General features: G+C 55.6%; 25 protein-coding genes. 18 read left to right on the top strand and 7 right to left on the bottom strand.

The genetic code is table 11. The features are described from left to right. Window positions 1-622: 622 nt before the first annotated feature. Window positions 623-1,294, bottom strand: a complete 672-nt coding sequence (locus HQL52_07535) for a helix-turn-helix domain-containing protein (GenBank protein MBF0369289.1) — start codon at window positions 1,292-1,294, stop codon at window positions 623-625. 1,136 nt (window positions 1,295-2,430) lie between these two features. Between HQL52_07535 and HQL52_07530 the strand changes: the two genes are divergently transcribed. The 3 genes from HQL52_07530 to HQL52_07520 all read left to right on the top strand — a co-directional run bounded on the left by HQL52_07530 (window position 2,431) and on the right by HQL52_07520 (window position 6,441). Continuing rightward, window positions 2,431-2,835 (top strand): HNH nuclease family protein, encoded by a 405-nt coding sequence (locus HQL52_07530; GenBank protein ID MBF0369288.1) that lies wholly within the window; start codon window positions 2,431-2,433, stop codon window positions 2,833-2,835. A 366-nt stretch (window positions 2,836-3,201) separates the two neighbouring features. Then, on the top strand, window positions 3,202-4,329 hold the full coding sequence (locus HQL52_07525) for a hypothetical protein (protein ID MBF0369287.1): 1,128 nt from the start codon (window positions 3,202-3,204) through the stop codon (window positions 4,327-4,329). A 90-nt stretch (window positions 4,330-4,419) separates the two neighbouring features. Continuing rightward, a complete protein-coding gene (locus HQL52_07520) occupies window positions 4,420-6,441 on the top strand; it encodes a YvcK family protein (GenBank protein MBF0369286.1) in 2,022 nt (673 codons plus the stop codon). Between the two features lie 27 nt (window positions 6,442-6,468). On the opposite strand, the gene HQL52_07515 is transcribed toward HQL52_07520, so the two are convergent. Continuing rightward, a complete protein-coding gene (locus HQL52_07515; protein ID MBF0369285.1) occupies window positions 6,469-8,004 on the bottom strand; it encodes a B12-binding domain-containing radical SAM protein in 1,536 nt (511 codons plus the stop codon). A gap of 167 nt (window positions 8,005-8,171) precedes the next feature. Here HQL52_07515 and HQL52_07510 point away from each other — a divergent pair, with 167 nt between their 5' ends. The 4 genes from HQL52_07510 to HQL52_07495 all read left to right on the top strand — a co-directional run bounded on the left by HQL52_07510 (window position 8,172) and on the right by HQL52_07495 (window position 11,167). Beyond that, window positions 8,172-9,119 (top strand): class I SAM-dependent methyltransferase, encoded by a 948-nt coding sequence (locus HQL52_07510; GenBank protein ID MBF0369284.1) that lies wholly within the window; start codon window positions 8,172-8,174, stop codon window positions 9,117-9,119. A 17-nt stretch (window positions 9,120-9,136) separates the two neighbouring features. Continuing rightward, the gene (locus tag HQL52_07505) at window positions 9,137-9,964 is read left to right on the top strand and encodes an NTP transferase domain-containing protein (protein MBF0369283.1); all 828 of its coding nucleotides are present in this window, start codon (window positions 9,137-9,139) and stop codon (window positions 9,962-9,964) included. Between the two features lie 90 nt (window positions 9,965-10,054). Beyond that, a complete protein-coding gene (locus HQL52_07500) occupies window positions 10,055-10,777 on the top strand; it encodes a glycosyltransferase family 2 protein (GenBank protein MBF0369282.1) in 723 nt (240 codons plus the stop codon). Between the two features lie 81 nt (window positions 10,778-10,858). Further along, window positions 10,859-11,167, top strand: a complete 309-nt coding sequence (locus tag HQL52_07495) for a hypothetical protein (protein MBF0369281.1) — start codon at window positions 10,859-10,861, stop codon at window positions 11,165-11,167. 508 nt (window positions 11,168-11,675) lie between these two features. Here HQL52_07495 and HQL52_07490 read toward each other — a convergent pair. Beyond that, window positions 11,676-11,876, bottom strand: coding sequence for a hypothetical protein (locus tag HQL52_07490; protein MBF0369280.1), 201 nt, complete (start codon window positions 11,874-11,876; stop codon window positions 11,676-11,678). Between the two features lie 283 nt (window positions 11,877-12,159). Here HQL52_07490 and HQL52_07485 point away from each other — a divergent pair, with 283 nt between their 5' ends. The 5 genes from HQL52_07485 to ychF all read left to right on the top strand — a co-directional run bounded on the left by HQL52_07485 (window position 12,160) and on the right by ychF (window position 16,962). Next, entirely contained in the window at window positions 12,160-12,924 is a 765-nt protein-coding gene (locus HQL52_07485; GenBank protein MBF0369279.1) for a TatD family hydrolase, read from the top strand. A 363-nt stretch (window positions 12,925-13,287) separates the two neighbouring features. Then, window positions 13,288-14,226: a ribose-phosphate pyrophosphokinase gene (locus tag HQL52_07480; protein MBF0369278.1), complete on the top strand. Its 939-nt coding sequence runs from the start codon at window positions 13,288-13,290 to the stop codon at window positions 14,224-14,226. Between the two features lie 34 nt (window positions 14,227-14,260). Beyond that, window positions 14,261-14,902 (top strand): 50S ribosomal protein L25/general stress protein Ctc, encoded by a 642-nt coding sequence (locus HQL52_07475; GenBank protein ID MBF0369277.1) that lies wholly within the window; start codon window positions 14,261-14,263, stop codon window positions 14,900-14,902. Window positions 14,903-14,938: 36 nt separating this feature from the next. Next, window positions 14,939-15,727 carry an aminoacyl-tRNA hydrolase gene (locus HQL52_07470; protein MBF0369276.1) on the top strand — a complete coding sequence of 263 codons (789 nt, stop codon included), beginning with the start codon at window positions 14,939-14,941 and terminating at the stop codon, window positions 15,725-15,727. A gap of 125 nt (window positions 15,728-15,852) precedes the next feature. Further along, window positions 15,853-16,962, top strand: a complete 1,110-nt coding sequence (gene ychF, locus HQL52_07465; GenBank protein MBF0369275.1) for a redox-regulated ATPase YchF — start codon at window positions 15,853-15,855, stop codon at window positions 16,960-16,962. Window positions 16,963-17,113: 151 nt separating this feature from the next. Here ychF and HQL52_07460 read toward each other — a convergent pair whose 3' ends face one another. Both HQL52_07460 and HQL52_07455 read right to left on the bottom strand, forming a co-directional pair. Further along, window positions 17,114-17,254 (bottom strand): hypothetical protein, encoded by a 141-nt coding sequence (locus HQL52_07460; GenBank protein MBF0369274.1) that lies wholly within the window; start codon window positions 17,252-17,254, stop codon window positions 17,114-17,116. Between the two features lie 209 nt (window positions 17,255-17,463). After that, window positions 17,464-18,435 (bottom strand): homoserine kinase, encoded by a 972-nt coding sequence (locus tag HQL52_07455; protein MBF0369273.1) that lies wholly within the window; start codon window positions 18,433-18,435, stop codon window positions 17,464-17,466. Window positions 18,436-18,568: 133 nt separating this feature from the next. On the opposite strand from HQL52_07455, the gene HQL52_07450 reads away from it, so the two are divergent. From HQL52_07450 to HQL52_07425, 6 genes are all read left to right on the top strand, one after another. Beyond that, window positions 18,569-19,255, top strand: coding sequence for a UbiX family flavin prenyltransferase (locus HQL52_07450; GenBank protein MBF0369272.1), 687 nt, complete (start codon window positions 18,569-18,571; stop codon window positions 19,253-19,255). A gap of 98 nt (window positions 19,256-19,353) precedes the next feature. After that, complete coding sequence (locus HQL52_07445) at window positions 19,354-20,358, top strand: U32 family peptidase (GenBank protein ID MBF0369271.1); 1,005 nt, start codon at window positions 19,354-19,356, stop codon at window positions 20,356-20,358. Next, the gene (locus tag HQL52_07440; protein MBF0369270.1) at window positions 20,358-21,278 is read left to right on the top strand and encodes a U32 family peptidase; all 921 of its coding nucleotides are present in this window, start codon (window positions 20,358-20,360) and stop codon (window positions 21,276-21,278) included. Before HQL52_07445 ends, HQL52_07440 begins: the two co-directional genes overlap by 1 nt. Before the next feature lie 62 nt (window positions 21,279-21,340). Then, window positions 21,341-21,613 (top strand): accessory factor UbiK family protein, encoded by a 273-nt coding sequence (locus HQL52_07435; protein MBF0369269.1) that lies wholly within the window; start codon window positions 21,341-21,343, stop codon window positions 21,611-21,613. 25 nt (window positions 21,614-21,638) lie between these two features. After that, complete coding sequence (locus tag HQL52_07430; GenBank protein MBF0369268.1) at window positions 21,639-23,066, top strand: aldehyde dehydrogenase family protein; 1,428 nt, start codon at window positions 21,639-21,641, stop codon at window positions 23,064-23,066. A gap of 915 nt (window positions 23,067-23,981) precedes the next feature. Then, on the top strand, window positions 23,982-25,511 hold the full coding sequence (locus HQL52_07425) for a YifB family Mg chelatase-like AAA ATPase (protein ID MBF0369267.1): 1,530 nt from the start codon (window positions 23,982-23,984) through the stop codon (window positions 25,509-25,511). A gap of 140 nt (window positions 25,512-25,651) precedes the next feature. Here HQL52_07425 and HQL52_07420 read toward each other — a convergent pair whose 3' ends face one another. Further along, on the bottom strand, window positions 25,652-26,233 hold the full coding sequence (locus HQL52_07420; GenBank protein MBF0369266.1) for a superoxide dismutase [Fe]: 582 nt from the start codon (window positions 26,231-26,233) through the stop codon (window positions 25,652-25,654). Window positions 26,234-26,396: 163 nt separating this feature from the next. Then, entirely contained in the window at window positions 26,397-26,786 is a 390-nt protein-coding gene (locus HQL52_07415; protein ID MBF0369265.1) for a class II SORL domain-containing protein, read from the bottom strand. Between the last annotated feature and the right edge of the window lie 58 nt (window positions 26,787-26,844).

Below are 26,844 nucleotides of genomic sequence, written 5' to 3'. Positions count from 1 at the left end.
AAGCTTTTTCATCTTTACCCCTTCTCTGTCCGGCCAACTCTTCCTGATTGAGTCCAGCCTGCTGTCGAGCCAGAAGAATGCGATCATTGAGTGTGTTGGGTAATGCTGGAGGGGTTGGAGACCGGTCGCTTGCCGGATCGGGAGGTGTGGGTTTCGGGGTGGCTGGAGTTGGTTTGGTTGGATCACAAGGGATGGGGCTTGGAGTGGTTGGCGTTGGCGTGACAGAATCCTGCTCTCCGGCATTTGGCCCGGATGATTTTTTTTTGCCACCCATTTTAAAAATAGTTTTAAAAGAAAACATGGCTACAGGCAGTCTTATTATTGGAGTGTACTAAACCAACCAGATGCCCATGATTGTAGACTACTGCTTATCTATTTGGAACCTATTTGGAACAGGGGGTTTCAGAAAGGAGGGCGGGATATGCCACTACTCCTTTGGGAAGGGAGAGCATCATGGGAGGAGAGTTGTCCGGACAGAGAAGGGGTAAAGATGAAAAAGCTTGGGGAAATAAGAGAAAAGTGGAATAGGAAGACGGATTTTTCCCAAGGGAAGTGGGGGTCAGATCAATTCAACGGACAGACCTGACCCCACTCTCCAGGGGGAATTTTGCTTGCGTGAAGGTCAGTATTCTTTGTATTTGCAGACGACCACGCCACAGATGGTGGCCCGGTTGTCTATTTCGATGATGGGGTAGCGGCTGTTAAGCGGTTTCAGATATTGCCGGCCACCATCGATAATGAGCTGTTTGAAGGTGGCTTTGTCTTCACCGATGAGGCGGGCGACAACGAAGTGATTGTTTTCGGCTCTGGCATCGGGATCCACGACGATGATATCGCCATCGGTAAATTCGGTGGCCATGGAGTCTCCGGATACCTGGAGGGCAAAGGCCTTTTGGTTGACATCCTGACCCAGGGAGACCCAGGTTCTTTCGTCACCCACCTGGTCTTGAGGGGCTCCTTGGGAGCTGGCTTCAATCCAGGAGAGAAGGGGGAGTCTTGTGACCAGATATCCTCGGGTGGGATAGGGCCGGTCGCTGTCGGAAACACCGCGTGTTGCGGTATCTTGTGGTGTTACGCCCGCTGGGCTGAGAGACATCTCGCCGTGTCCGGTTTCCAGCCAGACAGGATCCACACCGCAGGTTAATGCGATGGTGACGGTTTTTCGGGAGGACTTGGAACGCCCACATTCCAGCTTGTGGACAGCGGTTTGACTGATTCCAACCCGGTCCGCAAGCTCTTTTTGGGTAAGCCCGGCTGCTTTCCGGGCTATTTGAATTCGGTCGCCTAGGTTCATCTCGAAGTCTTTCTCTGTGATCCAAAAGAGTTTAACTCAAGGGCCAGGGTGCTGCTCGTGCCAGGGTACTGCTCATGGTTCTGTATCACGATTTGGTTGCCGTTATAATATACGATCCGGTGGCCCTGTACCAAAACAAATTGTTTATTTTAGGTGCTTTGCTGGGTGATTAAAATAGCTCAAATTGGATTTATATCAAAAAAAACATAATGACTAAAGGGGACGATGTCTCCGGTTTGTTGGGAAGGCGACCCACGCTATCATGGATGGAGTCAGATGAATCGGACTTAACACCCGCGACCAGGGGCGGTTTGAGCTCGCATACTTAACGTGAAACCGGAACTGATCGTACTGTATGCCAAGCCAGCCCCGGGAAGCTGGTTTACAAATAATAATTTATCGGGGGTTTGTTTGTAAATGTTAAATATTCCAGCGTGTTACATAACTCTATTATGATAGCTGTGGGTTCTTGGGGCGTCTGTAAAACAAATATTTTTTCTGGGTGAGAGGCGCTTGGATCTTTTAAGGTTTTTTCGAAGGCGGTCTTACAGATTGGTTCAAAAGCGAGTCATTCATGAGTCCAATAGCACTATTTGGGGTGATTTTATCCTGAGGCAGCCTTTCCATCTCCTTGGGAAAGTATAGAAGTCTCATTATCCTCCCCTTGTTACCGGATATTGACAACATTTTTCAAAAATAATTCCTGTCAAGGAGAATTTTTTTCTGAATGATGGCGTTTTCGCGGAAGAGGAATCATCCTCAGAAGGGCTTCAGAGCCGGTTGAGGGTTGAATTTTTTTTTCTTCCTGGCCAGTATGAGCCTTGCTGAACCATGTTGTTGTCCGATGGCGTTTTGGCTACTGGGTTCGTGCCTCTGATTCAACCTGGATTCGGCGGTTGGGCGTGTGCGGCGGCTGTCGCCTATTGGTTCGTACTAGTAAATCGGGAAAAATCATAGTGACCTGACTGGTCGTGAGGCTTTTTCCCGATTTGCTTGATGGATCAAGAGGCTGCAGATTGTGTGCATGTCCAACTGTCGGATTTTGGGTTCAATGGTGTGACCAAACCACTATGACCACAGGGGTAAGGTATTAAATTGGCAGTCAGGGGGAGGATAAGGCAATGACTCAAAACAAAATGAGCCGCAAGGTTTCCGGTTCCGGCCAAAACCGGGCTGGCAAGCTGGAAGAGATCGTTTCCATGGCGCGCCAGGGGCGGGATGTGCGGCAGGATGGCTATCGGGATCGTTCCCTGAAAATTCATCCATGGGTTTGTGCCCGTTGCGGTCGGGGATTTACCCGTGAAAATCTTCAGGAGCTTACGGTCCATCATAAGGACCACAACCACGACAATAATCCCCCCGATGGCAGCAATTGGGAAAATCTGTGTGTTTATTGCCACGATAACGAGCATGCCCGTTATGTGGAACACTTGCAAAGAGGGTCGGTGGTGGAGGATGCTGACGAACCGGAGGTGAGTACCCATAATCCTTTCGCCGACCTGAAAAAAATGATGGAAAAACGGGCGCAATCAAAAAAATAATGAAACCGCCTTATCAAGGAAGAAATGCAGGGGTTTTATGTTTTGGTTTGGAGGAGGTGTGGTCTTCGGGTTCGGCTTTGGTGCAAAGCCTCTTGCTGAGCTGGATAGCGTTAAAAAAGCTAAAGGGTTTGTGGTGATTGGCCGATTTTGGTTTTTGTAGGGAGGCGGTTTGTTGCAAGCCGGGCTCAATGTATGGTTCGGTGGGAGCGCGGCAGGGTATTCGAAGGTGACGGGGTTATGGCGCGAGGTGTGCATGCCGGTTCAGTCACCATGATACTGCGGCAGATCCGACAGACAATCCTGTCGGCTGTTTTTTGAAGACATGGGGAAAGTTTCACTTCCCATTGGAGTTTGAGGAGTAGGGTGATGGCCGACATGGACCGGGTGAAAGAGCACGAAGAGATCGTCACCAACGGGGAAAAAATCGAGACCCTGTTAAGATATTGTCTGGAGGAGGGGGTGCGGGTTGAGGTGGAGTTGGGAGAGCGGGTTCGGCTTTACCACACCACCATGACCGATCACCTGCCTGAGCTGGTGGAGGAGAGCGACGAGGAGGGCAATACCACCTATAAAGAGGCGGTGCCCTATGAACCTTTCAGTTATCTGGCCAGCCGGGATCGCCTGGTACTCGATAGCCTGACCCCTGAAACCGGTAATCAGGAACTGATGGATAGTGCCGATCCGGAGCTGATGATTCGCTTTTTTCAAGGCAACAATGCTGTGGAAGGGGAAGTTTCCTTTCAAAAAGCCATTCAGATCCGAGGGGATAAAGCGTTACTCCTCTCCTATCCCACGAAACTGCGGTTGGTTGAAAAACGGCGCTATTTCCGGGTGTTGGTGCGCCACTTTCTCAATGTCACCTTGACGGTCAAGGGCCAGGGAATCAAAGCTTTCAAACCTTCGGTCTACGATGTCGGTGCCGGGGGGCTCGCTTTCTGTCATGAAATCAATGACAAGGATTTTCCCTTGGGGATGACTCTGCAACTGACTCTGGGAATTCCCGGTGAAGATGAAGTTCAGGTAGATGCCTTCGTGCGGCGCCACTATCCGGTCAATCCCAAAATCGCCGCCCAGCGTCAGTGTCGCTTGAAGGATACCGTCTGCTGCGTGCAGTTTGACCTGCAAAATCGCCGGATCGAATCCATCATCGGTCAGTCGGTGACCCGTCTACAACAAAAATATCTTTCCCAGAAGGCTCGGGACATGGGCCCTATGGATATGGGGCACAATCTCAAATTTCGCTCCAATCGGGATGATCCCAGCAAGTCCAAATATAAGGCTGAGGGCAAGTCGGGGAAAAAAGCGGCCAAAAAAGGGGCGTGGCTTAATAATCTCCTCGGCTCCAAAAAACCGGCTGCCAAAAAAGCCACTGCAACCACCAAACCGGCCAGCGGAAAAGCCCCGGCCGCAGCCACCAAAAAAGCGGCTAAAAAGCCTGCCAGTGGCAAGAGTGGGCTGGGAATTAAAGGTCTGTTGGATCGAAAACGCAAATAAGGTTTTTGCCAACCATCTCCTTCATGTGGGGCTTGGAATCCGAAAGGGGTCGGGCCAGGGGGAGGTCTTTGACCGCTGCCGGGGGCTGCCATGGGGAGTGAAAAACAGATTGCAGTGGTCCTCTTCAGCGGTGGTCGGGGGACCGCTTCCCTCTCACCTGCGCTGATCCGCCACTCCCAGATCCATCTGACCGTCATCGTCAACGCCTATGACGATGGCCTCTCCACCGGCCGGCTCCGGGGGTTTATCCCGGGCATGCTGGGGCCTTCCGACGTTCGCAAAAACATCTCCACTCTGATGCCCGTGACGGAAAGCTGTCATGGCGCACTGAAAAGATTTCTCGACTTTCGTTTTCCGGATGGCACCTCCCGTGAGCAGGCTTTGGGAAGTCTGGTGCCTGTGGCCAAGGGGATGGGGTTTCCTTCGGATCCATTTCTGGCTGAGGCTTGCCGGGATCTCACCATGGGCCAGATGGCGGTGATGGGGGACTATTGTCGAGCCTTTCTGGCGTATGAAGAGGCCCGATTGAAGGAGGGGATCTCTTTTGATTATGGGGATTGTTCGGTAGGCAATATTCTTTTTTCCGGCTGTTATCTGGCTGAAGGGAAAAATTTCAACCAGGCCATCGACCATTTTGCCCAATTTTCAGCCTGCCGGGGGCGGGTGCTCAACATCACCGATGGGGCAAACCGGGTATTGGTGGCCCTCAAAGCTGACGGGCGCTTTCTAGTCGATGAATCGGCCATTGTGGCTCCCCAGGATAGTGTATCCATCCAGGAAATTTTTTTGCTGCCGGATTATTTGACCCCTGAGGAGCTGAAGCAACTGGGGGCTCTCCCTCCTGAGGCGCGGCGTGCTTTCCTGGCCACCAGGGAGAGTCTGCCCAAGGCTGATGCTGGGGCTATCGAAGCCATCGCTGATGCTGATCTGATCATCTATGGCCCCGGCACCCAACACTCCTCTCTGCTCCCTTCCTACCTCACCCAGGGCATGACCGAGGCGATCACCGGCAACGAAACCGCTGAAAAGGTGTTTGTCGCCAATATTCTCCATGATCACGACATCCCCAACCTGTCGGTTCAGGGGTTGTTACAGGCTTTTCACTATTATATGTCCCGCAAGGGGGCCATCGACTGTCAGATGGCGAGCCTCACCACCCGGGTTTTGGTGCAGGAGCCGGATCAGGGGGAGCTGAATCGGGAGCGCTCCGGCAGTTATGTGCCTTTCGATATCGGTCGCATGGGGCTTGATCCGGAAGCGGTCACGGCTGGAGATTGGGAGATGGGCAGCGGGCGGCATCACGGCGGCCAGTTGGTGGATCAGCTGCTCCCCTTGGCCCAGCGGCTGGTGGAGGTGAAGATTCATCCCTATCGGCACATGGTTTCCATCGTGGTTCCGGCTCTGAACGAAGCCGCCACCATTGGCCGGGTGTTGGAAGATCTGAATCGCCTGGATTTGAGCGGTTATGATGTCGCCAAGGAGCTGATTGTGGTGGATGGCGGCTCCAGTGATGAAACCCTGGCCATTGCCAGGGAAGAAAAATTTGTCCGGGTTTATGTCTTGGAAGCGGGTCGGCAGGGGCGGGGGGAGGCGATCAGAATGGGGCTTGCCAAGGCCCGGGGGAATGTGGTGGTGATCTTTCCCTCTGATGGGGAGTATCAGGCTGGGGATCTGGCCCTGGTGGTGGAGCCCATCATTCAAAACCGCTATCGGGTGGTGTTTGGCAGTCGGGCCATCAAGTGTGTCAACCTGAGTCAGCGCATCCGCCACATCTACGGCAACCGCCGTTTGGCGCACTTTTTAAGTAAATATGGGGGGATGTCCATCTCCATTCTTTCCCTGCTGCTCTACAACCGCTATGTGAGCGACCCCTTTTCCACTCTGAAGGGGTTTGATCGGGCGTTGTTGAGATCGATGAATCTGGTCTCTTCCGGTGTGGATCTGGAGGGGGAGATTATCGCCAAGGTGAGTCGATTGGGAGAGTTTGTCCTGGAAGTGCCGGTCCAATACCACCCCCGCACCAAGGCCGAAGGCAAAAAGACCACGGTAGGCGACGGTTTCAGCACCCTCTTTTCCCTCATTCGCCACGGTTTCTGGAAGCCAAACGAATAGATTTTGGCTTCACACGATGATCTGACCCTAATCCTTGACCGATCTGCCTACCCATTTCCACACCAGCGCCTTGAAGGGCACCATCTCCATTTTGGTTTCGAAGGAGCGTCGGAAAAAATTCCAGCTTTGGCGTATGATTTTGCCGGGATGGTAAAGGAGCTTGGTGAATAAAAAACGCCGATAGAGGTTCAGGCGAAAGCGGGCGAGCTGTTCATAATCTTCCCGCCAGGAGGGGGTAAAATTAAGCTCCGAGAGGGAGCCGTACCCTTCGAAGGAGTCAAACAGTTCTGATCCTGGTACCGGGGTGATGATAAAAAGGGCGATCTCATCCACCCCTCCCCGGGTCATCTCCAGAGCCCGCTGGCGGGTCATCTCCAAATCCTTCTCTGTTTCTCCCGGAAAACCCAACACAAAGCAGGCCTGGGAACGGATGCCTGTCTGGTTCATCCGTTTGATCATGTTGACCGCATGGTCGAGGTTGAAGGGCTTGGCCATCTTTTTCAACACCTCCGGGGAGCCACTCTCCGGGGAGATGGAGATATAACGGCAGCCGGATTGGGCCATCAGGTCGATGCTCTCCGCATTTTTGATCGACTCCACTTTGGTGCCGCTGACGATCTTCCAGGTCACCGTCAATCCCTGATCAATGATGGCGCGGGCAATCCCCCGGGTTCTGCGATCCTGCACCGTGGGGTTGAGATCTTCGATGTGAAATTCCGACACCCCCAGGCTTTTTTGAAAGTGGGCCATCTCCGCCATGACATTTTCCGGGGAGCGGGCCCGCCATTTGCGTTCGTTGGTGAAGGGGACCACGCAAAATCGGCAGGGAAAGGGGCATCCCCGGGAGGTGAGCAGGGGGAGATAGCGGGAGCTTGAGAGGGGGCCGTGGGCAAATTGGAGGGACCAATAGTTTTCAACGGGAAAAAGTTCCCAGGCGGGGAAGGGGAGCTGGTCGAGATCGCTGATAAAGGCGCCCCGGGGGGTGCGAAAATCTTTGGCGATGAGTCCCGGCACGGTTTCCAGTTTGGCTGCCAAGGTCGTGGCTTGCCCCGAGCTTGGCGCATCCTCGTTTTCGTCTTCTCCATGCTGCATCAGGATGGCTGTGATGGCAGGAGCCCCAACCTCCCCCTCACCGGTCAATAGATAATCCGCACCGGCTTCCAGAAGTGCCTCAGCTACCGGTTCCAGGGCATAAGCGGTCACCGCCTGGGTGTTTTCCAGCACGATGAGAGGGAGCTTGGGGCGGTTGGTTTTGATCGCCCCCAGAATTTCAACCAGGGAGGTGTGGTTGATCAGCTGATTGGCATAGAGAAACACCACTTGGGCTTTGGCGGGGATTTGCTTGAGAATTTCCTCTATGGTCGCTCCCATGATCAAAAAGGGGCCGGACCTGCGGCCTTGTTTGGGCGCTTGGCCAAAGGCGTCGATGACCTTAAGGGGGTGGTTGGCCTGTTTGAGGGTGGCTGCCACCAGAGCCAGGCCGATGGGCATGTAGACGATGCCGGTGGTGAAGGGATCGTTTTCCTGGATCACCAGATTGGGGTTGATCAGGACGGCGGTCATGGTGGGTTGCCTGGCCTTGGGTAAAGGGCTGGGAGATGATGGCTGGCCAAGTGGATTGCAGGGATGATTGATCGTCCCTGGAGTGGATTTCCCATCCATGGCTCGACTTGTGAGGCTTCCTGTTGAATACTAACCTTTCGGGTAGACGATTATAAAGGAGAACGGCCTTGCCTGGCGCTGAAAATGCGAAACAAGAGTGGCTGACGCGGGTTCCCTGTCCGGTGTGTGGTTCGGGGGAGTCTGTTGAGCTGCGCCCTGCCGCTTATCCTGCTGATCTGACCCGGGAGGGGCTGGAGGCGCTTTACTCCGCTTCTTCTGATGAGATGTTGCTGGATGCCCTGGTGCGCTGTTTGGGGTGCGATCTGGTCTATCTCAACCCCCGGGTGGATGAGGAGATTATCCTGGCGGGCTACACCGGCGCGGAGGATCCCACCTTTGTCGCACAAAATCCCGAGCGCATCGAAACCTTCAAGCGGAGCCTGGGGGCGATTGCCCGGAATCATGGTTTGCAGCCAGCTTCGGGGGTGAAGGTGCTGGATGTCGGCTGTGGTGGGGGAGCCTTTCCCAAGGCGGCGGCGGATTTGGGTTATGAGGTGGTCGGGATCGAGCCCAGTCGCTGGTTGGCCGAGTGGGGGCGGGAGCAGTATCAGCTGGACATCCGGCCTGGGGTCTTGGCAGAGCAAAATTTTGAACCCCACACCTTTGATCTCATCACCCTGTGGGATGTGATAGAACATCTGACCGATCCGGGGGAGAGTCTGGAACGTATCCGGGGGCTGCTCAAGCCGGGGGGATTGTTGGTGGTCAACTTTCCCGATGACGCTTCACTGGCCCGGCGGTTGATGGGGTGGAAGTGGCCCTTTTTTTTAAGCGTCCATCTGATCTATTTTACGCCGAAAACCTTGACCCGGCTTTTAAACGACCGGGGCTTCGAAGCCAGTCGGGTGCGACCCTACTGGCAGACCCTGGCGTTGGGCTATCTGCTGCGCCGGGCCGGGGCCTACTTCAAGGTGTTCGGCTGGCTGGGGCGGTTGGTGGATCAGCTGGGTCTGGGGAGGATTCCTTTGCGTTATAATATGGGCCAGTCTCTGCTGGTCGCCAGGAAACGTTTGTGAGTCGCCGGGAAAGCCCGATGAAGCGGATCTGGCAGATGGGGGAGGTGGCGGATTCGGTGAGGCAGGCAGGGTTGGATCGAGCTGCCTGGACCGCGATCATTCCCGCTGCGGGAGAGGGGAGCCGTTTGGGATATCATCGGCCTAAAATTCTCTATCCCCTTCTGGGTCGCCCTATCCTCCACTGGTTGATCGATCTGCTCACCCCCTTCTGTGGCAAAATGGTTTTTGTGCTCTCTTCCCAAGGGGAAGCCGAAGTGGCGCCCCTGATTCAGGAGCGGCTGGGGGAGCAGGGTGCCACGGTGATTCAGGAGCGGCCTACCGGTATGGGGGATGCGGTGGGGCTTGCCCGGGATGTGGTGACCACCCCCCAGGCTTTGGTGGTGTGGGGGGATCAGGTTTTGCTCTCACCTTCAACTCTGGCAAACGCTATCGGACTGCATACCGTTCAAGGGGCTGCCCTGACCTTGGCCAGCGTCATGCGGGATCCCCCTTACATTCGTTTTGAGAGGGATGGGGATGAACGTCTCCTCCAGGTGCATCAAGTCCGGGAGGGGGAGGGGGGGCATCTCTCTGGTCCGGGAGAGAATGATTGCGGTCTCTTTCTTTTCAGGGTGGCTGCGCTCTTTCCCGTGCTGGCTCGGGGGCGTGAGGCGGGTATCGGTCTGGGGAAGGAGACCGGAGAGTTTAATCTGCTTCAGGTGCTGCCCTTTTTTGAGCAGGAGCCGGGGGGAGTGATGACCTTGCGGATTGGGGCGGGCTTGGAGTCCATGGGGGTCAACACCCGGGAGGAGGCCGAGGTGGCTGAGAAAGTCTTGCAGGAGAGAGTCAACGCTTCCCCACTCTGATTGCCTGTCCGGGAGAGTCCTGACGGTCGGTTCCAGGGGTTGAGACGGATTCCAGCGACTCCAATTGATTTTATCTACCGAAAAAAAACCATGAAAAAGCTATCCATTATTGTTCCAGCCTATAATGAAGCGGCGTTTATCGTGCCCCTGCTTGAAAAAATCCAGGGGATCCCCACCGAAAAGCTGGGGTATGAAAAGGAAATCATCGTCGTGGATGACGGCTCCCAGGATGATACCGCTGATCTGGCCCGGGGATTTGACGGGGTACGGGTGATTCAGCAGCCGAATCAGGGCAAGGGTCGTGCGGTACAGCGGGGGGGGCGGGAGTCCACCGGGGAGTGGCTTTTGGTTCAGGATGCCGATCTGGAATATGACCCGGACGACTATCTGCCCATGCTGGAGGCCCTGGGGAAGGGGGGGCTGGTATCGGTTTATGGCAGTCGGCCCTTGGGGGTGATGCGGGAGCGGGGGTGGGGAGTGTTTCCGGGACGTCACGCCAGGCAGGGGATTGGACCTTGGGGGATGAATTGGGTGTTGGCGGGGGTTTGTCTATTGCTCTATGGCCGCTGGATTACAGATCTATTGACGGCTTACAAACTCTATCCGGCCCATTTGGTGAAAAGTTTTACCGTGCGTACCCACGGCTTTGAGACCGACCATGAGTTGACCGCCAAGTTGATCCGTAGCGGTGTCAAGATTATCGAAATTCCCATCGCCTACGAGCCTCGTTCCCTGGAGGAGGGAAAAAAAATCCGCCCCATCGATGGTTTGATCGCGGTGTGGACCCTGTTGAAATTTCGATGGGCGGATTGATTTCTTTGGAGGAGAGGTTTTTTCCGGTTTGAAAATTGCATCTTCACTCCCGACGCACTCATCATACGGGAGAGAAAAGGGATGTTCCCCAAAAGAAGAAGAATGATTCCCAGGGAAGTGGAACCGGAAGGGGCTGCTGCGGATATCGGTCAGCTGTTTGACGATCTGTTTAGCCTGCGCAGTGAACGGGATTTTTATGCGGCGCTCCTGGAGGAGTCTGCCGAGCGTATAGAAGCCTATGAAGTATGCCTCTCTCATCTGAAGGGCACTCTGGAAGCTTTTTGCCAAAAGATCGGGGAGAATGGCGGGGTGATGGATGCTGCTGCTTTTTCCTTGATTGAACAGACCCTTGTGACGCTACCTAAAGAAACGGTGGGTTCTTCAAATTGAGGGTGTGTGATGCTCGGGGGTGGGGTTGAGTGAGGGAATAGGGTTTTTTGGGTCAATGGAAGGAAAAAACGCTGATAAATCAATGTATTGAGTTGAGTTAAGCCACGCTTATGTCGGGAACATCTGTTTCCGGCAGCCCTGACCATTTTTCGATCCAGACACCGCCCGCCTGTATATTCTGTAATTCCGAACCGATCTCAAGCAACAAGCTGCTGACATTCCACCACTATACATCCGATTAAAGGGTGCTCGGGTGTTGCCCTATAGCCATTCAAATCAAGAATTGGACATATGCCGTTGCATTTTTGCCGTCATTCTCGCGAATGCGGGAATCCAGGGAGTCTGGCGCATACCTTTCCAAATCTTGCATCACTTTCAGCAAAATACCGACCTTCCTTGAAGATTTGGTTTTTCCTTGAGGGCAATCATCAGCTCCCTGGATCCCCGCCTTCGCGGGGATGACGAGTCAGGGAAGAGTGTCCAATTTTGAGAGAGAACTGCTATACCATCACGCTGCAAGCCGTACTGGCCAAAACCAGCGGTAGCAATTTTCCACATGCCGAACCACTTCCCCCAGCCGGATGTCATCAAACCTTGAAAAATCCGTCGGTTTTTCCACGCCGAAGTGTTGCAAAATATCGCTGTGGACGTTGGGAAACCGCTTCAAGAGATCCATTTTTTCAAAAACTGCACGCAAGTCCCGGGTCATGGTCTGCTCCTTTTTCCTGTCTTTTCCTTTGGTTGGAGTATTAAAGCACATAGCGGGCCAATATTTTTTTATATTTATTGAAAAGAGTGCTCATGGAAAGAGAGAAGCTGCCGATAAGAATGGTGCATCCCGTGGACAAGGATGCTCTCCGGGGGTCTGCTGGGGCTTTGCCCCACCAGGCCCATTTTTTTGCCCATTTGAGATGGATCCCTTTTTGGACGCACCTGTTTTTGGGTAACCCAACGCTTTTTTCACCAGCCAAAACTCTTTTTCAGAGTCTGACATGCCCTTCATCACCGATACCCACGCCCACTTGTGTGACCCGGTATTCGACCCGGATCGGGAGGCTGTGCTCAAACGAGGCCGGGAAGCGGGGGTGGAGCGGATTATTGTCGTAGGGGAAACCTTGGCGGATGGTAGACGTAATCTGGAACTGGCCGCTCATCATCCGACGTTGCGCCCTGCCGCTGGGCTCTACCCCACCCATCTGGATTCGGCTGAGATGGCCGAAATGGTTCGATTCATCCGGGAGCACCACGCCTCTCTCATCGCTATCGGCGAGGTGGGACTGGATTATTGGGTGATCAAGGAAGAAGGCGAGCGGGCGTTGCAGCGGCAACATTTCCAAGCATTTATCGCCCTATCCAAAGAGTTGAACCTCCCCCTGAACGTCCACAGCCGCTCGGCAGGTCACCACGCCATCGCTTTGATGTTGCAGGAAGGGGCCCAAAAGGTGCAGCTCCACGCCTTCGACGGCAAAGCCTCCAGAGCGCTGCCCGGGGTGGAGGCAGGATGGTTTTTTTCGATTCCCCCATCGATTCGTCACTCCCAGCAAAAACGCAAGCTGGTGGCTCGTCTGCCCCTCTCTCATCTGTTGATTGAGACCGACAGTCCCGTGTTGGGCCCCGTGCAGGGAGAGCGCAACGAGCCGATGCATGTGCGGGTGGTGATTGAGGAGATCGCCGCCATCAAGGAGATTTCTCCAGAAGCGGTTAAGGAGGCCACTTGGGAAAATGCTGCGAGGCTCTATGGTGAAAAGCTGGCTTGAGTCGATGGCTTGGGTATTGTGGGGAGGGGTGTGGGGCTGAAAAGTAAAGAGTGGTGGAGGGTAAGGTTGTGGCCTATGCCTTATGTATAAGGATAGGATGACAGGCTGCCTTGGGGCCGGGAGGAAGCGGGTGGGATTATCGGACGCAGTAGCTCTGGTGGTGGAGGGGGCTGTCTGATACTCTGTCTGAAAATCAAACGCAGCCGTTAAGCACCTGCCAAACCTGTTTTGCCACCCAATTCATCTGCTAATGATTGATAAAAGAGAGATTGGGAACGAAATCGGAACTTGCGCCTATGGGGCAACGGGTGTATTTTCCGCACCACGTCTCGCCATACCACCCGGAAACCCTTTGCCATGTCTATCCAGACGATCAAGATTTTTTCCGGATCGGCCAACCCCGATCTGACCTCCCGAATCGCCGACCACCTGTTTGCTTCCGTGGGGAGTGCGACCATCAAACACTTTTCCGATGGCGAAATCTTCGTGCAGATTAACGAAAATGTGCGAGGGCGGGATGTTTTTGTCATCCAACCCACCTCCACTCCGGCCAACGACCACCTGATGGAACTGCTGATCATGGTGGATGCCTTGAGGCGCGCCTCGGCGGGCCGGATTACGGCGGTGATTCCCTATTATGGTTACTCCCGGCAAGATCGCAAAGAAGCAGGCCGCACCCCCATCACCGCCAAGCTGGTAGCGGATCTGCTGGATGCTGCCGGGGTGCAGAGGGTGCTCACCATGGATCTGCATGCAGGCCAGATTCAGGGATTTTTCAACATGCCGGTGGATAACATCTACGGCACACCCGTCCTCTTGAACGCCGTTCGTTCCATGGGGTTGGGGCCGTCTGTTGTGGTCTCCCCGGATGTGGGCGGTGTGGTACGGGCGCGTTCCTACGCCAAGCGGCTGGATATGGATCTGGCCATCATCGATAAACGCCGCCCCTCCGCCAACGTCTCCGAAGTGTTGCATATCATCGGTGAGGTGGACGGCAAGGAGTGCATTATTGTCGATGACATGGTAGATACGGCGGGCACCATGACCAAAGCCGCCGATGCTCTGATGGAACGGGGAGCAAAATCAGTCCGGGCGGTCTGCTCCCACGGCGTGCTCTCAGGGCCGGCCGTGGACCGCATTGAGGCTTCCGCCTTGAAGGAACTGATTGTCACCGATACCATTCGCCTGTCGGATCGTGCGGCAGCATGCGATAAAATTCAGGTTCAGACCGTTTCCCATCTCCTCGGAGAAGCCATCCGGCGGATTTCCGACGAGGAATCGGTCAGTTCTCTGTTTGTCTAGTTCGTGTAGGTAAAATAGCAAGGAGTTTAAGATCATGGCACTCATTCAAGCCCTATCACGTGAAGGGCTCGGTAAGGAAAAAGCCCGCCATTTGCGCAAGGAAGGTCGTCTGCCAGCCGTGTTGTATGGTGGTGATCGGGACAATCGCAACCTCTCCCTGGAGCTTAAGGAGTGGAGGAGCGTTTTGATTTCCGAAGGGACCAACCTGCGTACCCAGCGTCAAAACCTGGTGATCGATGGTAAGGGACGGGCTGCGGTTTTGCTTAGAGACATGCAGGTCCACCCCCTCACCGGTAATCCGATCCATGTGGACTTTCTCCGCTTCGATCCCAACATGCAGATCGAGGTGAACGTTCCAGTGATCCTGGAAGGGGAAGAGGAGTGTCCCGGGGTCAAAATCGGTGGCATGGTCCAGCAGGTTCGGCGTGAGCTGGAAGTCAGCTGCCGGGCGGGTGACATTCCCGACGAAATCAGACTCTCCCTGGTTGGCATGGAGATCGGTGATTCCATCCATATCGAGGATGTCGAGTTGCCCAAGGGGGTCGAGGTCCACACCGATGTCAACTTCACCATCGTCGCCGTGGTTGGCGTCAAGGCTGAAGAAGTCGAAGAGACCGAAGAGGAAGAGGTGCTTGAGGGTGCTGAACCTGCTGCCGAAGAGGGTGGCGAGGCCTGACGTATTTGTCAGTTCCTGCAATCGTCTCGATAGTCCATGAATCTGCTGGTGGGATTGGGAAACCCCGGTGAACGCTACCGGGGGACCCGTCACAACCTGGGTTGGGATGTGCTCCAGGAGGTGACCCGTGCCTATGGTCTCTCTGCGGGAAGCAACCGCTTTCAGGGGCTTTTCGGTAGCGGACGCGTGGGCGATCATCGGGTCTATTGGCTCTTTCCCGAAACCTACATGAACCTCGCTGGCCAAGCGGTGGGTGAGGCTGCGCGCTATTTTAAGATCGAGCCTGACCAGGTCGTCGTGTTTCACGATGACCTGGATCTGGCTTGCGGCGTGGTGCGTATGAAAGTAGGCGGGGGCAATGGCGGCCACAACGGTCTCAAGTCCATCCAGCAGCATCTGGGTACCCCGGCTTTTGTGCGTATACGCTTAGGCATTGGCCGCCCGCCACCGGTCATGGATCCTGCTCAATTTGTGCTCTCCCACTGGACCCAGGAAGAGCAGACGCTTTTGACCCCCCCTCTGACCGACCTCCCCAAGGCCATGCCCCACGTTTTGGCTGGCAACCTGCCGGGAGCGATGAACCAGCTCTACAACCCTCCAACCGGCAAAAAAACACCCAAGGCCCCTAAACAAAAAAGAGATCGGGTGAAACCTCCCAAGGCCGAAAATCAGATCGAAATGGCTTTTAAAAAGAGCCAGGCTGAAAAATCCGCCAACGAGAATAAACAGGCCCAGGAGAGGGACCCAACCCAACCATCCGGGGTGGGGGGCGTGGTCGGAGCCGGAGAGGTTCAGTCCAACGCCGGGGATGAAACAGTGAAATAGTATCCATGCGCCCCAGCTCAACAGCTTAATCTAATCAGGTAGAGCCACTCCCTTAAGAACGATACGCAGAATAATCGTTTTTTTTAATTCATCCCCAAACCAACACCACGGATCCCACTCATCCCATGTCACTCAAATGCGGCATCGTAGGTCTTCCCAACGTCGGTAAGTCCACCATTTTCAACGCCCTCACAGCTGCGGGGGCCCCCATGGCCAACTATCCCTTCTGTACCATCGAGCCCAATGTGGGGGTGGTGACGGTGCCGGACAGTCGCTTGGAATTGCTGGCGAAATTTGCCAAATCCGAAAAAATTCTTCCCACGGTGATGGAGTTTCTCGATATTGCCGGTCTGGTCGCCGGGGCCAGCAAGGGGGAGGGGTTGGGGAACCAGTTTTTGGGCCATATCCGCCAGGTGGACGCTATCGCCCATGTGGTGCGCTGTTTTGAGGGGGGGGATATCACCCATGTCCATGGCCAGGTGGATCCCGAAACGGATGTCGGGGTGATTGATACCGAGTTGATGTTGGCGGATTTGGTCAGCGTGGAAAAAAAACGCGACGGGGTGATCAAAAAAGCCCGCATTGGGGACAAGGAGGCCAAGCTCCAAGCCCCGGTGCTTGAAAAAGTGGCCACAGGCCTGCAAAACGGAGAGCCGGTCCGCCGCCTGGGGTTGAGCCCTGAGGAGTTGGCGGTGGTTGGGGAGCTGTTTTTGCTGACGGCCAAACCCCTGCTCTATGTTTGTAATGTTTCCGAAGAGGAGATCGGTGCTGCCCAGACTCCCGGCAACCATCGCTTAACCGATGCCGTGCGGGCCATGGCTGAGCAGGATGGCGCCCAGGTGGTGGTGGTGTGTGGCTCCATCGAAGCGGAAATCGCTGAGCTGGAAGCAGAGGAGAAGGCGGCCTTTTTGGAAGATCTATCCCTGTCGGAGCCAGGCTTGAATCGTTTGATCCGGGCGGCTTATGAGCTGTTGGGCCTGTTGACCTTTTTTACCGCCGGACCCAAGGAGGCCCGGGCCTGGACCGTTGAGAAGGGTTCCAGCGCCTATGATGCTGCCGGAGCCATTCATACCGATTTTCAGAAAGGCTTCATCCGGGCGGAAGTGATCGCCTTCAGCGATTTTGTCGAATATAAGGGGGAGCAGGGGGCCAGAGAGGTGGGACGCATGCGTCTGGAGGGGCGGGACTATCCGGTCCTCGATGGGGATGTGATGCATTTTCGCTTCAATGTCTGAGGATTTATCCCGACACCCTTGGCCGCTTTGGTTTATTTGCTGGATGAGACGCTGCAAATAAACAGGGGCTGTCTCCTGGGAGAAGGCCCCTTTTGGTCGTCTGGTTTTGGGGAATCAGGAAATGCCCTTGTGGGAAGGGGTGGTTGAATCTTTACCAAAAGGTGTGGTTCAAGTGGTCGGAGAGGTTTTTGACCCCCTTGACAATGACCACAGCCAGGGTAGCGGTGCCAAGGATGACAGCACCGGAGAGGGCCACTCTTCGGAGATGATTCCAATATGTGCGAAAAGCCATCTGTAAGCCTCCAACAGCCATTTGGCCCCCGCCAAATATTCTTGTTCGTTGATGTTTAGTATATACGAATGAGTTTCATTTTACGGGGTTTTGTTCGTTCGGTAGCAAAATAAATATCGGACGGAGGTTGGCGAAAATGACAGGCCCTTGGCAGGCTGCTGGGATTGTTGATTTTTTTTGATGGTGATCTTGTCTGGGGAATGATGTTTTTATCGGGTGTGGCTTGATAAAAAAGCTGTGAGGTCGGTTTTTTGATGAAACCGCAACCGATTCAGGAACGCTTTCGGGGGCTTGCGGGTCACTTGATCCCCTTGTCTGGGAAAGAGTTGATCCTTGAGTCGGGTGAGGGAAAACCGCAGCGCAGCGGCTCTCAGCGCCAGATTGAGGGCTGCCATTTCCTGGGGTTCCAGGGGGCGTAAGGTGCGGTAGCCCTCCCAGAGTGCCCCCAAACGATGTTGGTCGGGCTCCCCCTGATCATTCAGGCACCAGGCGTTCAAGGTGATGGCCAGATCCAACACCCAGCGCTCCTGGCAGCTGTAGTGAAAGTCGATCACCCCGGTCAGTCGGTCCCCTTCGAAGAGGGTGTTGTCGGGAAAAAGATCGGCATGACACACCCCCATGGGCAGGGATTTGGCGGCAAACTCTTTGGTCATGGCCACCATCTCCTCTTGCAGGAGGGCGGCGGTTGCTGGATCCTGTTTTTCCAGGAGCGGCTGCAATTGAGCAAAAATCCGGGTCAACATCCCGTCTCCCATGGGATTGGGCCGCTGTTTGGGAAAATCCCGTCCCGCTTGATGGAGCTTGGCCAGCATTTCCCCCAGGGTGTGGCATTGACGGGGGGTGGGGGTTTGGGGGGAGCGACCTGGCAGCAGGGTGACGATGAGGGTGGGGCGCTCTTTGAGTTGCTGGAGGACGATCCCCTTTCGATCCGCCACTGGCAAGGGGCAGGGGATGTGGCGTTTGGCCAGATGGCTGAGCAAAAAGGTCGAATAGGGGAGGCCGCGTGCTTCCCGGGGATCTTCCACCAGGGTGAGGATATATTTCCCCTGATCGGTCAACAGCCGATAGTTGGTGTTGACCACCCCATCGGAGATCCCTTCCAAGCGGTGAAGCTGGCCGATATCAAAACGGGGCAGCCAGTGGGTGAGATCTTCGGGGGTGACCCGGGTATAAACGGACATCGGTGGAAACTCTCCCTTGAAACGAAACGCTTAGCTTCCCATTCTTGGATGGATTTTTCCAGCTGGTGTTCCAGTGAGGTTATTTGACTGAACCATTGGCTGAAATGGTCAGTGGACGAAAGGTGTGCAAGCCATGGACCAGCAGCAGCCCATCACCGTCGCTTTGACCGGGGCCTCCGGCGCCCTTTATGGCTTGCGCCTGGTGGAAGTGTTGCTCGATTCTGGTCTGGCGGTGGATTTTTTGTTGAGTGAGGCGGCTAGAGTCGTGCTGGAGCGGGAGTGTGGTCTCAGCTGGCAGGGGGGGGATGAGGCGGTTGCCCGGGAGGTGTCGGATTATTTCCGGGTGGATGCCGGGCGGTTGCGCTATTTTGGCGTTCGGGATTGGTTTTCCCCCTTGGCTTCCGGCTCCGGAGGCGTGCGTAAAATGGTGGTTTGCCCTTGCTCCATGGGTACTTTGGCGGCTATTGCCGGGGGAATGTCCGATAATCTCATTGAGCGGGCGGCGGATGTCACCATCAAGGAGGGGGGCGATCTCATCCTGGTGCCCAGAGAGACCCCGTTTTCGGTGATTCATCTGGAAAACATGCTGAAGCTGGCCCGCCTGGGGGTGGTGATATTGCCTGCAGCACCTGGATTTTATCATGGGGCTCAGGGGGGGGAGGGGGCTCAAAACGGGTCTGTTCCAGATCAAGATCCCCCGAGAGTCGCGGAGCTTTCCGCTCCAAGGGTTTCGGATCTGGTCGATTTTTTAGTCGGGCGGATTTTGAACAGGTTGAAAATACCCCACAAACTGACCCGGGCCTGGCCAGAGGTTGGTTGACGGGGGGATGACGCAGCGTTTTGCCAGAACTTGTGGAAAAGGATAGACTCTTGCCTTGTGAGAGGGAGTTCACCCCCAATGTGGTTAGGGAAGCTATAATGAGTAGAGTGGAAGTCCTGGCCCCCGCTGGCAATCTGCCTTCACTGAAGGCTGCGGTGGATAATGGTGCCAATGCTGTCTATTTCGGTTTTCGCAACGCTACCAATGCCCGCAACTTTGAGGGGCTGAATTTTAGCGAGGCGGAGGCGGAGAAGGGAATCGAATATGCCCGCCGAAAGGGGGTCAAGGCCAATATTGTCTTGAACACCTTTCCCCAGGTGGATGATCCGAGCCCCTGGTATAACACCGTCGATCTGGCCTCAAAACTGGGGGCCAACGCCATTATTTTGGCCAATTTGGCGCTTTTGAAATATGCCCGGGAAAAACATCCCGACCTGAAGATTCATCTTTCGGTGCAGGCCTCTGCCAGCAACCACGAGGCGATCAACTTTTACCAGCGCCATTTTGGCATCACCCGGGTGATTTTACCCCGGGTGCTGACGGTGGAGGAGATCAAACGGCTCAAGACCAAGACCGATGTGGAGTTGGAGGTGTTTGCCTTTGGCGGGCTCTGTGTGATGGCTGAGGGGCGTTGTTATCTTTCCTCTTTTATCACCGGGGTGTCGCCCAACATCGAGGGGGTCTGCTCACCGGCTCGGGCGGTGCGGTTCGAAAACAGAGGGGAAAAGCTCCAGACCCGTCTCAACGGGGTGCTGATTGCCCAGTACGAAAAAGATCAGGACGCGGCTTATCCCACGGTGTGTAAGGGGCGTTTTCAGGCCAATGGCGAGACCTATCACGTGATGGAGGAGCCGGGCAGTTTGAATATCATTGAGATGCTGCCCCAGGTGATCGAAGCGGGTGTGGTTTCTCTCAAGATCGAAGGCCGCCAGCGCACCAAATCCTACGTAGCCACGGCGACCCGCATCATGCGCAAGGCGGTGGACAGCTACTATAAGGATCCGGAAAATTTTGAGCCCCGAGGCGGCTGGCTTCGGGCTTTGAATGCGACGTCGGAGGGTTCGACCCATACCCTGGGCACCTATGAGGAGAATTGGCAGTAATGAAAATTTCCATAGGTCCCCCGCTCTTTGACTGGGGTAAAAAGGGGTTTCGGACGTTTTTCAAGCAGATGGCCTACGAGACCAGCGCGGATATTCTCTATCTGGGGGAGGTGGTCTGCTCCAAGCGCTATAATCTGACCCCGGAGGAGATGGTCGAGCTGGCTGGTGAGTTGAAGGATTCGGGCAAGGAGGTGGTGTTTTCGACCCTGGGTCTGGTGATGAGCGATGGGGAGATCGAAAACGTCCGCAAAGTGGTGGAAAATGCCCGGGAGCTTGGACTCAAATTTGAAGCCAACGATATGGCGGCGGTCGGAATAGGTGAGGGGCATCCCATGGTAGCGGGGCCCCATATCACCACCTATAATCCGGAAACCCTCTCCTTTTTGGCTGAGGTGGGGGTCAATCGTCTGGTGCCGCCGGTGGAGCTGCCGCTGCACACCATCAAAGCCCTGGTCAACGACTATCGGGGGCCTGTCATGGAGTTTGAGGTGTTTGCCCATGGTCGCCTGCCCCTCACTTTTTCGGCACGCTGCTACACCTCCCGGGCGTTTCATCTGCCCAAAAATGACTGTCACTACAAGTGTGGGGAGTTTCCCGACGGCATGGAGGTGAAAACCCAGGAGGATTCCCCCATTCTGGTGATGAACGGCACGGAAACCATGTCGGAAAAGGTCTATAACCTGGTAGACCAGGTGGATGTGATGCGGGAGACGGGGGTGGATATCGTGCGTTTGTCTCCTCAATCCAAGCATATGGCTGAGCTTGTCGGGGTGTGGCGGGATCGGATTGATGGCCGGGTGGATGGCGAAGAGGCTCTGGCCAGGATGATGCCGTTTAACGACGACAAGGGGTTTTGTAACGGCTATTTTTATGGCAAGGCGGGGCTGGACTTTATACCGGCGGCCAAGTCCTCTACGTAAATCGGCGGCGGACCTGGAGAGAGGGGCCGTCTGGTTTCATTTTTTGTGGGAGATTCCTCGAAATGATGCAGATCGACAACATGGTGGTGGACCAGATCACCCAAAACATTTTGGGTGTGTTCAGCCAGCTCGGTGAGAGCCGGGAAGAGATGGTCGGCAAGGTGCGTGAGGTGGTGCAAGAGGGGGCGGAGCATTTTAATCTGGCCACCCGGGAGGAGCTGGAGGTGGCCCAGGAGCTGCTGTCCAACACCCGCATCAAGCTGGAAAACATGGAAAAGCGTGTGGCGGAGCTGGAGGCGGCCATGGCGGGCCTGAAGGACAAACCCGAAGGATGATGGATTTAGAGCTGGGGGAATTGTGATGCGCAGCGCTTATCTGGCCGGAGAGTGGGTGGAAACCGGCAAGAGCATGGATGTGGTCAACCCCTTTGACGGCGGGTTGGTGGAGCAGGTGGCCCGATGTGGCACGAGTGAGATCGATCGGGCGTTGGAATCGGCCCAGGTGGCGTTGGGGGATACCCGCAAGATGGAGCCCTATCAGCGGGCCGGGGCGTTGGCTTATGTCCGGGATCGGCTGGCCCAGCGTTCGGAGCTGTTTGCCAAAACCCTCTCCCAGGAAAATGGCAAGACCATCGCCGAATCCCGCCTGGAAGTGGCGAGAGCTGTAGCCACTTTCGATATTGCGGTGGGGGAGGCGACCCGGGTTTATGGGGAGGCGTATGATCTGGGTGTCAACTCCATGGGGGCGGGCCGTCGGGCATTGGTGCGGCGCTATCCCGTCGGGGTGGTGGCGGCGATTGCCCCTTTTAATTTTCCCTTGAATCTGGCCGTACATAAGATCGCTCCGGCGATGGCAGTGGGCTGTCCAGTGGTCATGAAACCCGCATCCAAAACCCCACTGACGGCGCTGATGCTGGCGGAAATCATTCGGGAATCCGGCTGGCCTCACGGGGCTTTTTCGGTGCTGCCGTGTGATCGCGCAGCGGGGCAGATGCTGGTGGAGGATGACCGCAGCCAGCTGCTGTCGTTTACCGGTTCCCCGGATGTCGGCTGGCAGATGAAGCGGGATGCGGGACGCAAAAAGGTAGTGCTGGAGCTGGGGGGCAATGCCGGGCTGATTGTTGATAAGGATGTTCGGGATTGGGACTGGCTGATTTCCCGGGCGGTGATGGGGGCTTTTTATCAGTGCGGCCAGGTGTGTATTTCGGTGCAGCGGATTTTTCTCCACGAAGAGGTGGTGGGGGAGTTCAGAGCCAGGTTCAAGCGGGCGGTGGAGCAGCTACGTCCCGGCAACCCCCTGGAGGAGTCCACCACACTGGGTCCGATGATCGATACCGCCAACTTGAATCGCTTGCAGAGCTGGATTGGGGAAGCGTTGGATCTGGGTGCGGAGTTGGTTACCGGTAATACCATCGCCGAAGTGGGTCAGGGCAACACCTTGAATGCGACAGTGTTGCAGGAGGTGGAAGAAAATTGCCAGGTCAATGCCGAGGAGGCCTTTGGACCGGTGGTGACCTTAACCCCGGTGGAGTGCATGAACGAAGCCTTTGATCGGGTGAATGACTCCCGCTTTGGTTTGCAGTGCGGCATCTTTACGAATGATTTCAACACGGTGATGCGCGCCATGGATCAACTGGAAGTGGGGGGTGTGATCCACAACGACGTGCCCTCATTCCGAGTTGATTCCATGCCCTACGGCGGCCTCAAGGATTCCGGCCTGGGAAGAGAAGGGGTCCGCTACGCCATGAACGACATGCTGGAAGAGCGGGTACTGGTCTATCGGGTGTGACCCCTCTCCAACGCCAACGCTGAACCCACCAAAGAGCAGACAAAAAGCCTTTCCCTCCCCGGAGAGGCTTTTTTGTTTTGCTTTCTTTCAACAACCTTGCCTCCCTATCCCTGAGATGTGCTCTCAAGCAATTCGAATCTTTGAATTGGACATGTGCTGTTGCCCTTTTGCCGTCGTTTTTGCGAAGGCGGGAATCCTGGAAGTCCAATGCGAATATATCCAGATTTGGCGTTACTTATCAGCATGTGTCAGAACTCTTGTAAGGATGAAATGAATGCTCAAGAGAAATATTATCATTTAAGCGCTCTGTTTTCCAAACTATCTCCTCTAGTGGTAAAAGTGCGAGTGTAAAAAATGGGATTAGAGTTGCAACACTTTGATTTCAAAGACAACCGCCACCACTAGTCCACCCCCATCTTCAATGCTTGGCTCTAGTTCTTTACTCCCGCCGACCACTTGACCGCAGAAGTTGCATAAAGAATCTGATATCCTGATCCATCAGATGGCTTAATGTTGTCGTCACGCCTCAATGGGTCTACCATCGAGGTGGGAATGGCTGGGAAGATCAGAGCGAAAACAGCCGACATGCAATGATTGATGGGTGCACTGAAAGCGGAGCGTTCTTAATGCATCCGAGCCGCTGAGGTGGGTGACCTGTCCTCATCACCCGTCGCAACAAACCTGTCGCCCAGTTGGTTCCTAATCAGAGAGACCGATCAGCCAGGCCTGCAAAAAACGGCTGATTCAACCGAATATCACCTGGCCTGGGGGCAAACCAGAGCCTGAGAGGTATGGTGGACTTCCTGCCAGGTGATAAAACTGCAGCTGAAATGCTCCTGGAAGAGAGAGGATAACAACGCTATGCACCGTTTGGGCGCTATGTTTGGAACATTTACCGTGATGGATTACTGAATAATGCTCGCTCGCATCAATACCGTGGCGTTGGAAGGGGTGACGGCGCGTCCCGTTGAAGTGGAAGTGGATCTCAGCCGGGGATTGCCCTCCCTCAACATGGTGGGGCTGCCGGAAGGGGCGGTGAAAGAGGCCAAGGATCGGGTGCGGGCGGCACTGGGCAACTCCGGCTATCGCATTCCCCCCCGAAGAGTCACCATCAACCTGGCGCCAGCCAACCTCCCCAAAGCGGGCAGCGGCTACGACCTCCCCATGGCTTTGGGGCTCTTGGCTGCCATGGGTTCCTTGTCTCCGGAAGTGTTGGAAAATCGGATTTTTTTAGGAGAGCTGGCCCTCGATGGCCGCATCAAGCCCGTCCCCGGAGCCCTCCCGGCCGCCCTCTATGCCCGCAAGCGGGAAATGGAGTTGATCGTATCCGGAGAGAATGGCCCGGAAGCCGCTCTGACCCCGGACCTGTCAGTGATTGCCCCCAAAACCCTCCTCGATCTGGTCCAGCATCTGGTGGGAGATACCCCCTTGGAGTCGGTCCCCACCACCAACTGGCAGGGATGGCTGGATGCAGAAACCGCCCTTTTTCGTGATCTCTCCGAGGTTAAAGGTCAGGAGTTTGCCAAACGGGCTCTGGAAGTGGTGGCGGCTGGGGCTCACAATCTCATCATGAGCGGCCCTCCAGGCTCCGGAAAAACCCTCCTGGCCCGCTGCCTGCCCGGTATTTTGCCCACGCTTTCTCTCGACGAAGCCCTGGAAGTAACCGCCATTCACTCCGTCGCAGGCAAGCTCCCCCAGGGTCAACCTTTGGTAGGGATCCGCCCCTTTCGCGCCCCTCACCACACCGCCTCCCGGGTCGCTCTCATCGGCGGCGGCGGGGTGCCTCGTCCGGGAGAGGTGAGCTTGGCCCACCGGGGAGTGTTGTTTCTGGATGAAATTCCCGAATTTGGTCGTAACACGCTGGAAGTGCTTCGGGAGCCTCTGGAAGCGGGGGAGGTGACCATCTCCCGGGCCGCCCGCACCACCGCCTTCCCCGCTGATTTTCAACTCATTGCTGCCTGCAATCCTTGCCCCTGTGGCCATCGGGGAGATCCCTATCGGGAGTGCCGCTGCCATCCGGGGCGGGTGGAAAACTATCGCGCCAAGCTCTCCGGCCCTCTGCTTGATCGCATTGATCTGCATGTGGAAGTGCCCCCGGTTCCCCACGAAAAACTGGTGGCCATGGCCGATGGCGAAGCCTCAAGCCGGGTTCGGGAACGGGTTTCCCAAGCCAGGGAGAAGCAGCTACGCCGCAACGGTCAGGGAATGCTCAACGCAGGCCTCATCGGGGAAGCTTTGGATCGTGTCACCCAACTGGATGAAGCCGGTCGAAGTCTGCTCTTGAACGCCGGTCGCAAGCTGGGCTTTTCCGCCCGCACCCACCATCGCCTGCTCAAAGTCGCCCGCACCATTGCGGATTTGGCCGGAGCGGAAAAAATCGAGGTGGACCATTTGGCCGAGGCGGTGCAGTTCAGAGTTTCCGGGGGCTTTGCCGGAGGGGATTGAAGGGGAGGGGGATGGTGCCCCTCTATCGGATTTAGGATTAAAAGAGCGATAAAAAATCAAAACGGCCAGCAGCTCCCGGGAGCCCTGGCCGTTCCTCGTTTTAGAAGCGCTTCCACCCGGTCAGGTGGTTATGGATCCCATCAGACCGCGAGATTTTTTCCGACAAATTCCCAATTGACCAGCTCCCAGAACGCCACCAAATATTTGGGTCGGGCGTTGCGGTAGTCCACATAGTAGGCATGCTCCCAGACATCACAGGTGAGAAGGGGCGTCCTGCCCTCTGTCCCAGGGGTGCCGGCATTGGCAGTGGTCATGATTTCCAACGATCCATCCCCGTTTCGCACCAGCCACGCCCAGCCTGAACCGAAAGTGGTAACTGCGGCTTTGGTGAAGGCTTCCTTGAAATTTCCAAAGGAGCCGAAGGCATCGTTGATAGCCTGGGCCAGGGCACCGGTCGGCTCACCTCCACCATTGGGTGAGAGGCAGTGCCAATAGAAGGTGTGGTTCCACACTTGGGCGGCATTGTTGAAGAGTCCGCCGGTAGCGTTCCTGACGATCTCATCCAGGCTCATTCCGTCGAATTTGGAACCAGGAACCAGATTGTTCAGGTTGGTGAGGTAGGTCTGATGGTGCTTGCCATAGTGAAAGGCCAGGGTTTCCCGGGAAATATGGGGCTCCAGGGCATCCATGGGGTAGGGGAGAGGGGGGAGTTCAAAGGCCATTATTCCGTCCTTTCGTTGCAAAAGGTGGCTGAACCGAAACGCCCGAAAGCCTGGAGGGTGCGAGGTGATTCATGCACCGTCCAGGCTTGGGGACGTTCACTTTTGATCCGGGCTTCAAGTGTTTCACCCGGATGCAAAGTTCATATGGCCGAAGTGGTTTGGATCAATCCACGGAGACCTCAACCGGATCACACTCCCAGAGGCCGTGCTTGGTGCAGTAGGCCAGGGCAGTGAGACGCATTTTGTTGCCTGAGGGGATGATGTTGAAGGTCACTTCGGCTTGACTTTTATTTCCGGTGCCGCCCAGGGCGCCGGAGGTGAAGCTGGCTTCGGCCAGGAGGGTCGGGCCGTTATAGAGCTGCATGGATTTGATGTAGTGGTCGGCATCGTCCGGGTGGCTATATTCCTGGCCCATGCGCACGGTCACTGGAAATTTGACCGAGTCTTTGGCGCTGCTGGCGCACTCGATGAAGGGGGAGTGACGGTCGATGTAATCCTTCTTGGCTTCTTTGTCCACTTGGGAGATGTCAACATAGCGATTGATCTTGGGCATGATCTTGTTCCTTGGCAGTTCGGGTTTCTTACGATTTTTGATCGTGAATAACGATTGT

The sequence above is a fragment of the Magnetococcales bacterium genome (assembly GCA_015232395.1).
In the GTDB taxonomy this organism is placed as follows: domain Bacteria; phylum Pseudomonadota; class Magnetococcia; order Magnetococcales; family JADFZT01; genus JADFZT01.
Note: the sequence above shows the minus strand (reverse complement) of the source record. Positions and strands in the feature narration are given on the sequence as shown.

Bases quoted from the DNA above. Each gene is read 5' to 3' on its own strand.
- HQL52_07420 (MBF0369266.1), bottom strand. From the start codon at position 26,233: ATGGCCTTTGAACTCCCCCCTCTCCCCTACCCCATGGATGCCCTGGAG.
- ychF (MBF0369275.1), top strand. From the start codon at position 15,853: ATGTCACTCAAATGCGGCATCGTAGGTCTTCCCAACGTCGGTAAGTCC.
- HQL52_07415 (MBF0369265.1), bottom strand. From the start codon at position 26,786: ATGCCCAAGATCAATCGCTATGTTGACATCTCCCAAGTGGACAAAGAA.
- HQL52_07425 (MBF0369267.1), top strand. From the start codon at position 23,982: ATGCTCGCTCGCATCAATACCGTGGCGTTGGAAGGGGTGACGGCGCGT.
- HQL52_07515 (MBF0369285.1), bottom strand. From the start codon at position 8,004: ATGACCGCCGTCCTGATCAACCCCAATCTGGTGATCCAGGAAAACGAT.
- HQL52_07505 (MBF0369283.1), top strand. From the start codon at position 9,137: ATGAAGCGGATCTGGCAGATGGGGGAGGTGGCGGATTCGGTGAGGCAG.
- HQL52_07460 (MBF0369274.1), bottom strand. From the start codon at position 17,254: ATGGCTTTTCGCACATATTGGAATCATCTCCGAAGAGTGGCCCTCTCC.
- HQL52_07430 (MBF0369268.1), top strand. From the start codon at position 21,639: ATGCGCAGCGCTTATCTGGCCGGAGAGTGGGTGGAAACCGGCAAGAGC.
- HQL52_07455 (MBF0369273.1), bottom strand. From the start codon at position 18,435: ATGTCCGTTTATACCCGGGTCACCCCCGAAGATCTCACCCACTGGCTG.
- HQL52_07440 (MBF0369270.1), top strand. From the start codon at position 20,358: ATGAAAATTTCCATAGGTCCCCCGCTCTTTGACTGGGGTAAAAAGGGG.
- HQL52_07445 (MBF0369271.1), top strand. From the start codon at position 19,354: ATGAGTAGAGTGGAAGTCCTGGCCCCCGCTGGCAATCTGCCTTCACTG.
- HQL52_07530 (MBF0369288.1), top strand. From the start codon at position 2,431: ATGAGCCGCAAGGTTTCCGGTTCCGGCCAAAACCGGGCTGGCAAGCTG.
- HQL52_07485 (MBF0369279.1), top strand. From the start codon at position 12,160: ATGCCCTTCATCACCGATACCCACGCCCACTTGTGTGACCCGGTATTC.
- HQL52_07495 (MBF0369281.1), top strand. From the start codon at position 10,859: ATGTTCCCCAAAAGAAGAAGAATGATTCCCAGGGAAGTGGAACCGGAA.
- HQL52_07520 (MBF0369286.1), top strand. From the start codon at position 4,420: ATGGGGAGTGAAAAACAGATTGCAGTGGTCCTCTTCAGCGGTGGTCGG.
- HQL52_07535 (MBF0369289.1), bottom strand. From the start codon at position 1,294: ATGAACCTAGGCGACCGAATTCAAATAGCCCGGAAAGCAGCCGGGCTT.
- HQL52_07490 (MBF0369280.1), bottom strand. From the start codon at position 11,876: ATGACCCGGGACTTGCGTGCAGTTTTTGAAAAAATGGATCTCTTGAAG.
- HQL52_07500 (MBF0369282.1), top strand. From the start codon at position 10,055: ATGAAAAAGCTATCCATTATTGTTCCAGCCTATAATGAAGCGGCGTTT.
- HQL52_07525 (MBF0369287.1), top strand. From the start codon at position 3,202: ATGGCCGACATGGACCGGGTGAAAGAGCACGAAGAGATCGTCACCAAC.
- HQL52_07475 (MBF0369277.1), top strand. From the start codon at position 14,261: ATGGCACTCATTCAAGCCCTATCACGTGAAGGGCTCGGTAAGGAAAAA.
- HQL52_07470 (MBF0369276.1), top strand. From the start codon at position 14,939: ATGAATCTGCTGGTGGGATTGGGAAACCCCGGTGAACGCTACCGGGGG.
- HQL52_07450 (MBF0369272.1), top strand. From the start codon at position 18,569: ATGGACCAGCAGCAGCCCATCACCGTCGCTTTGACCGGGGCCTCCGGC.
- HQL52_07435 (MBF0369269.1), top strand. From the start codon at position 21,341: ATGATGCAGATCGACAACATGGTGGTGGACCAGATCACCCAAAACATT.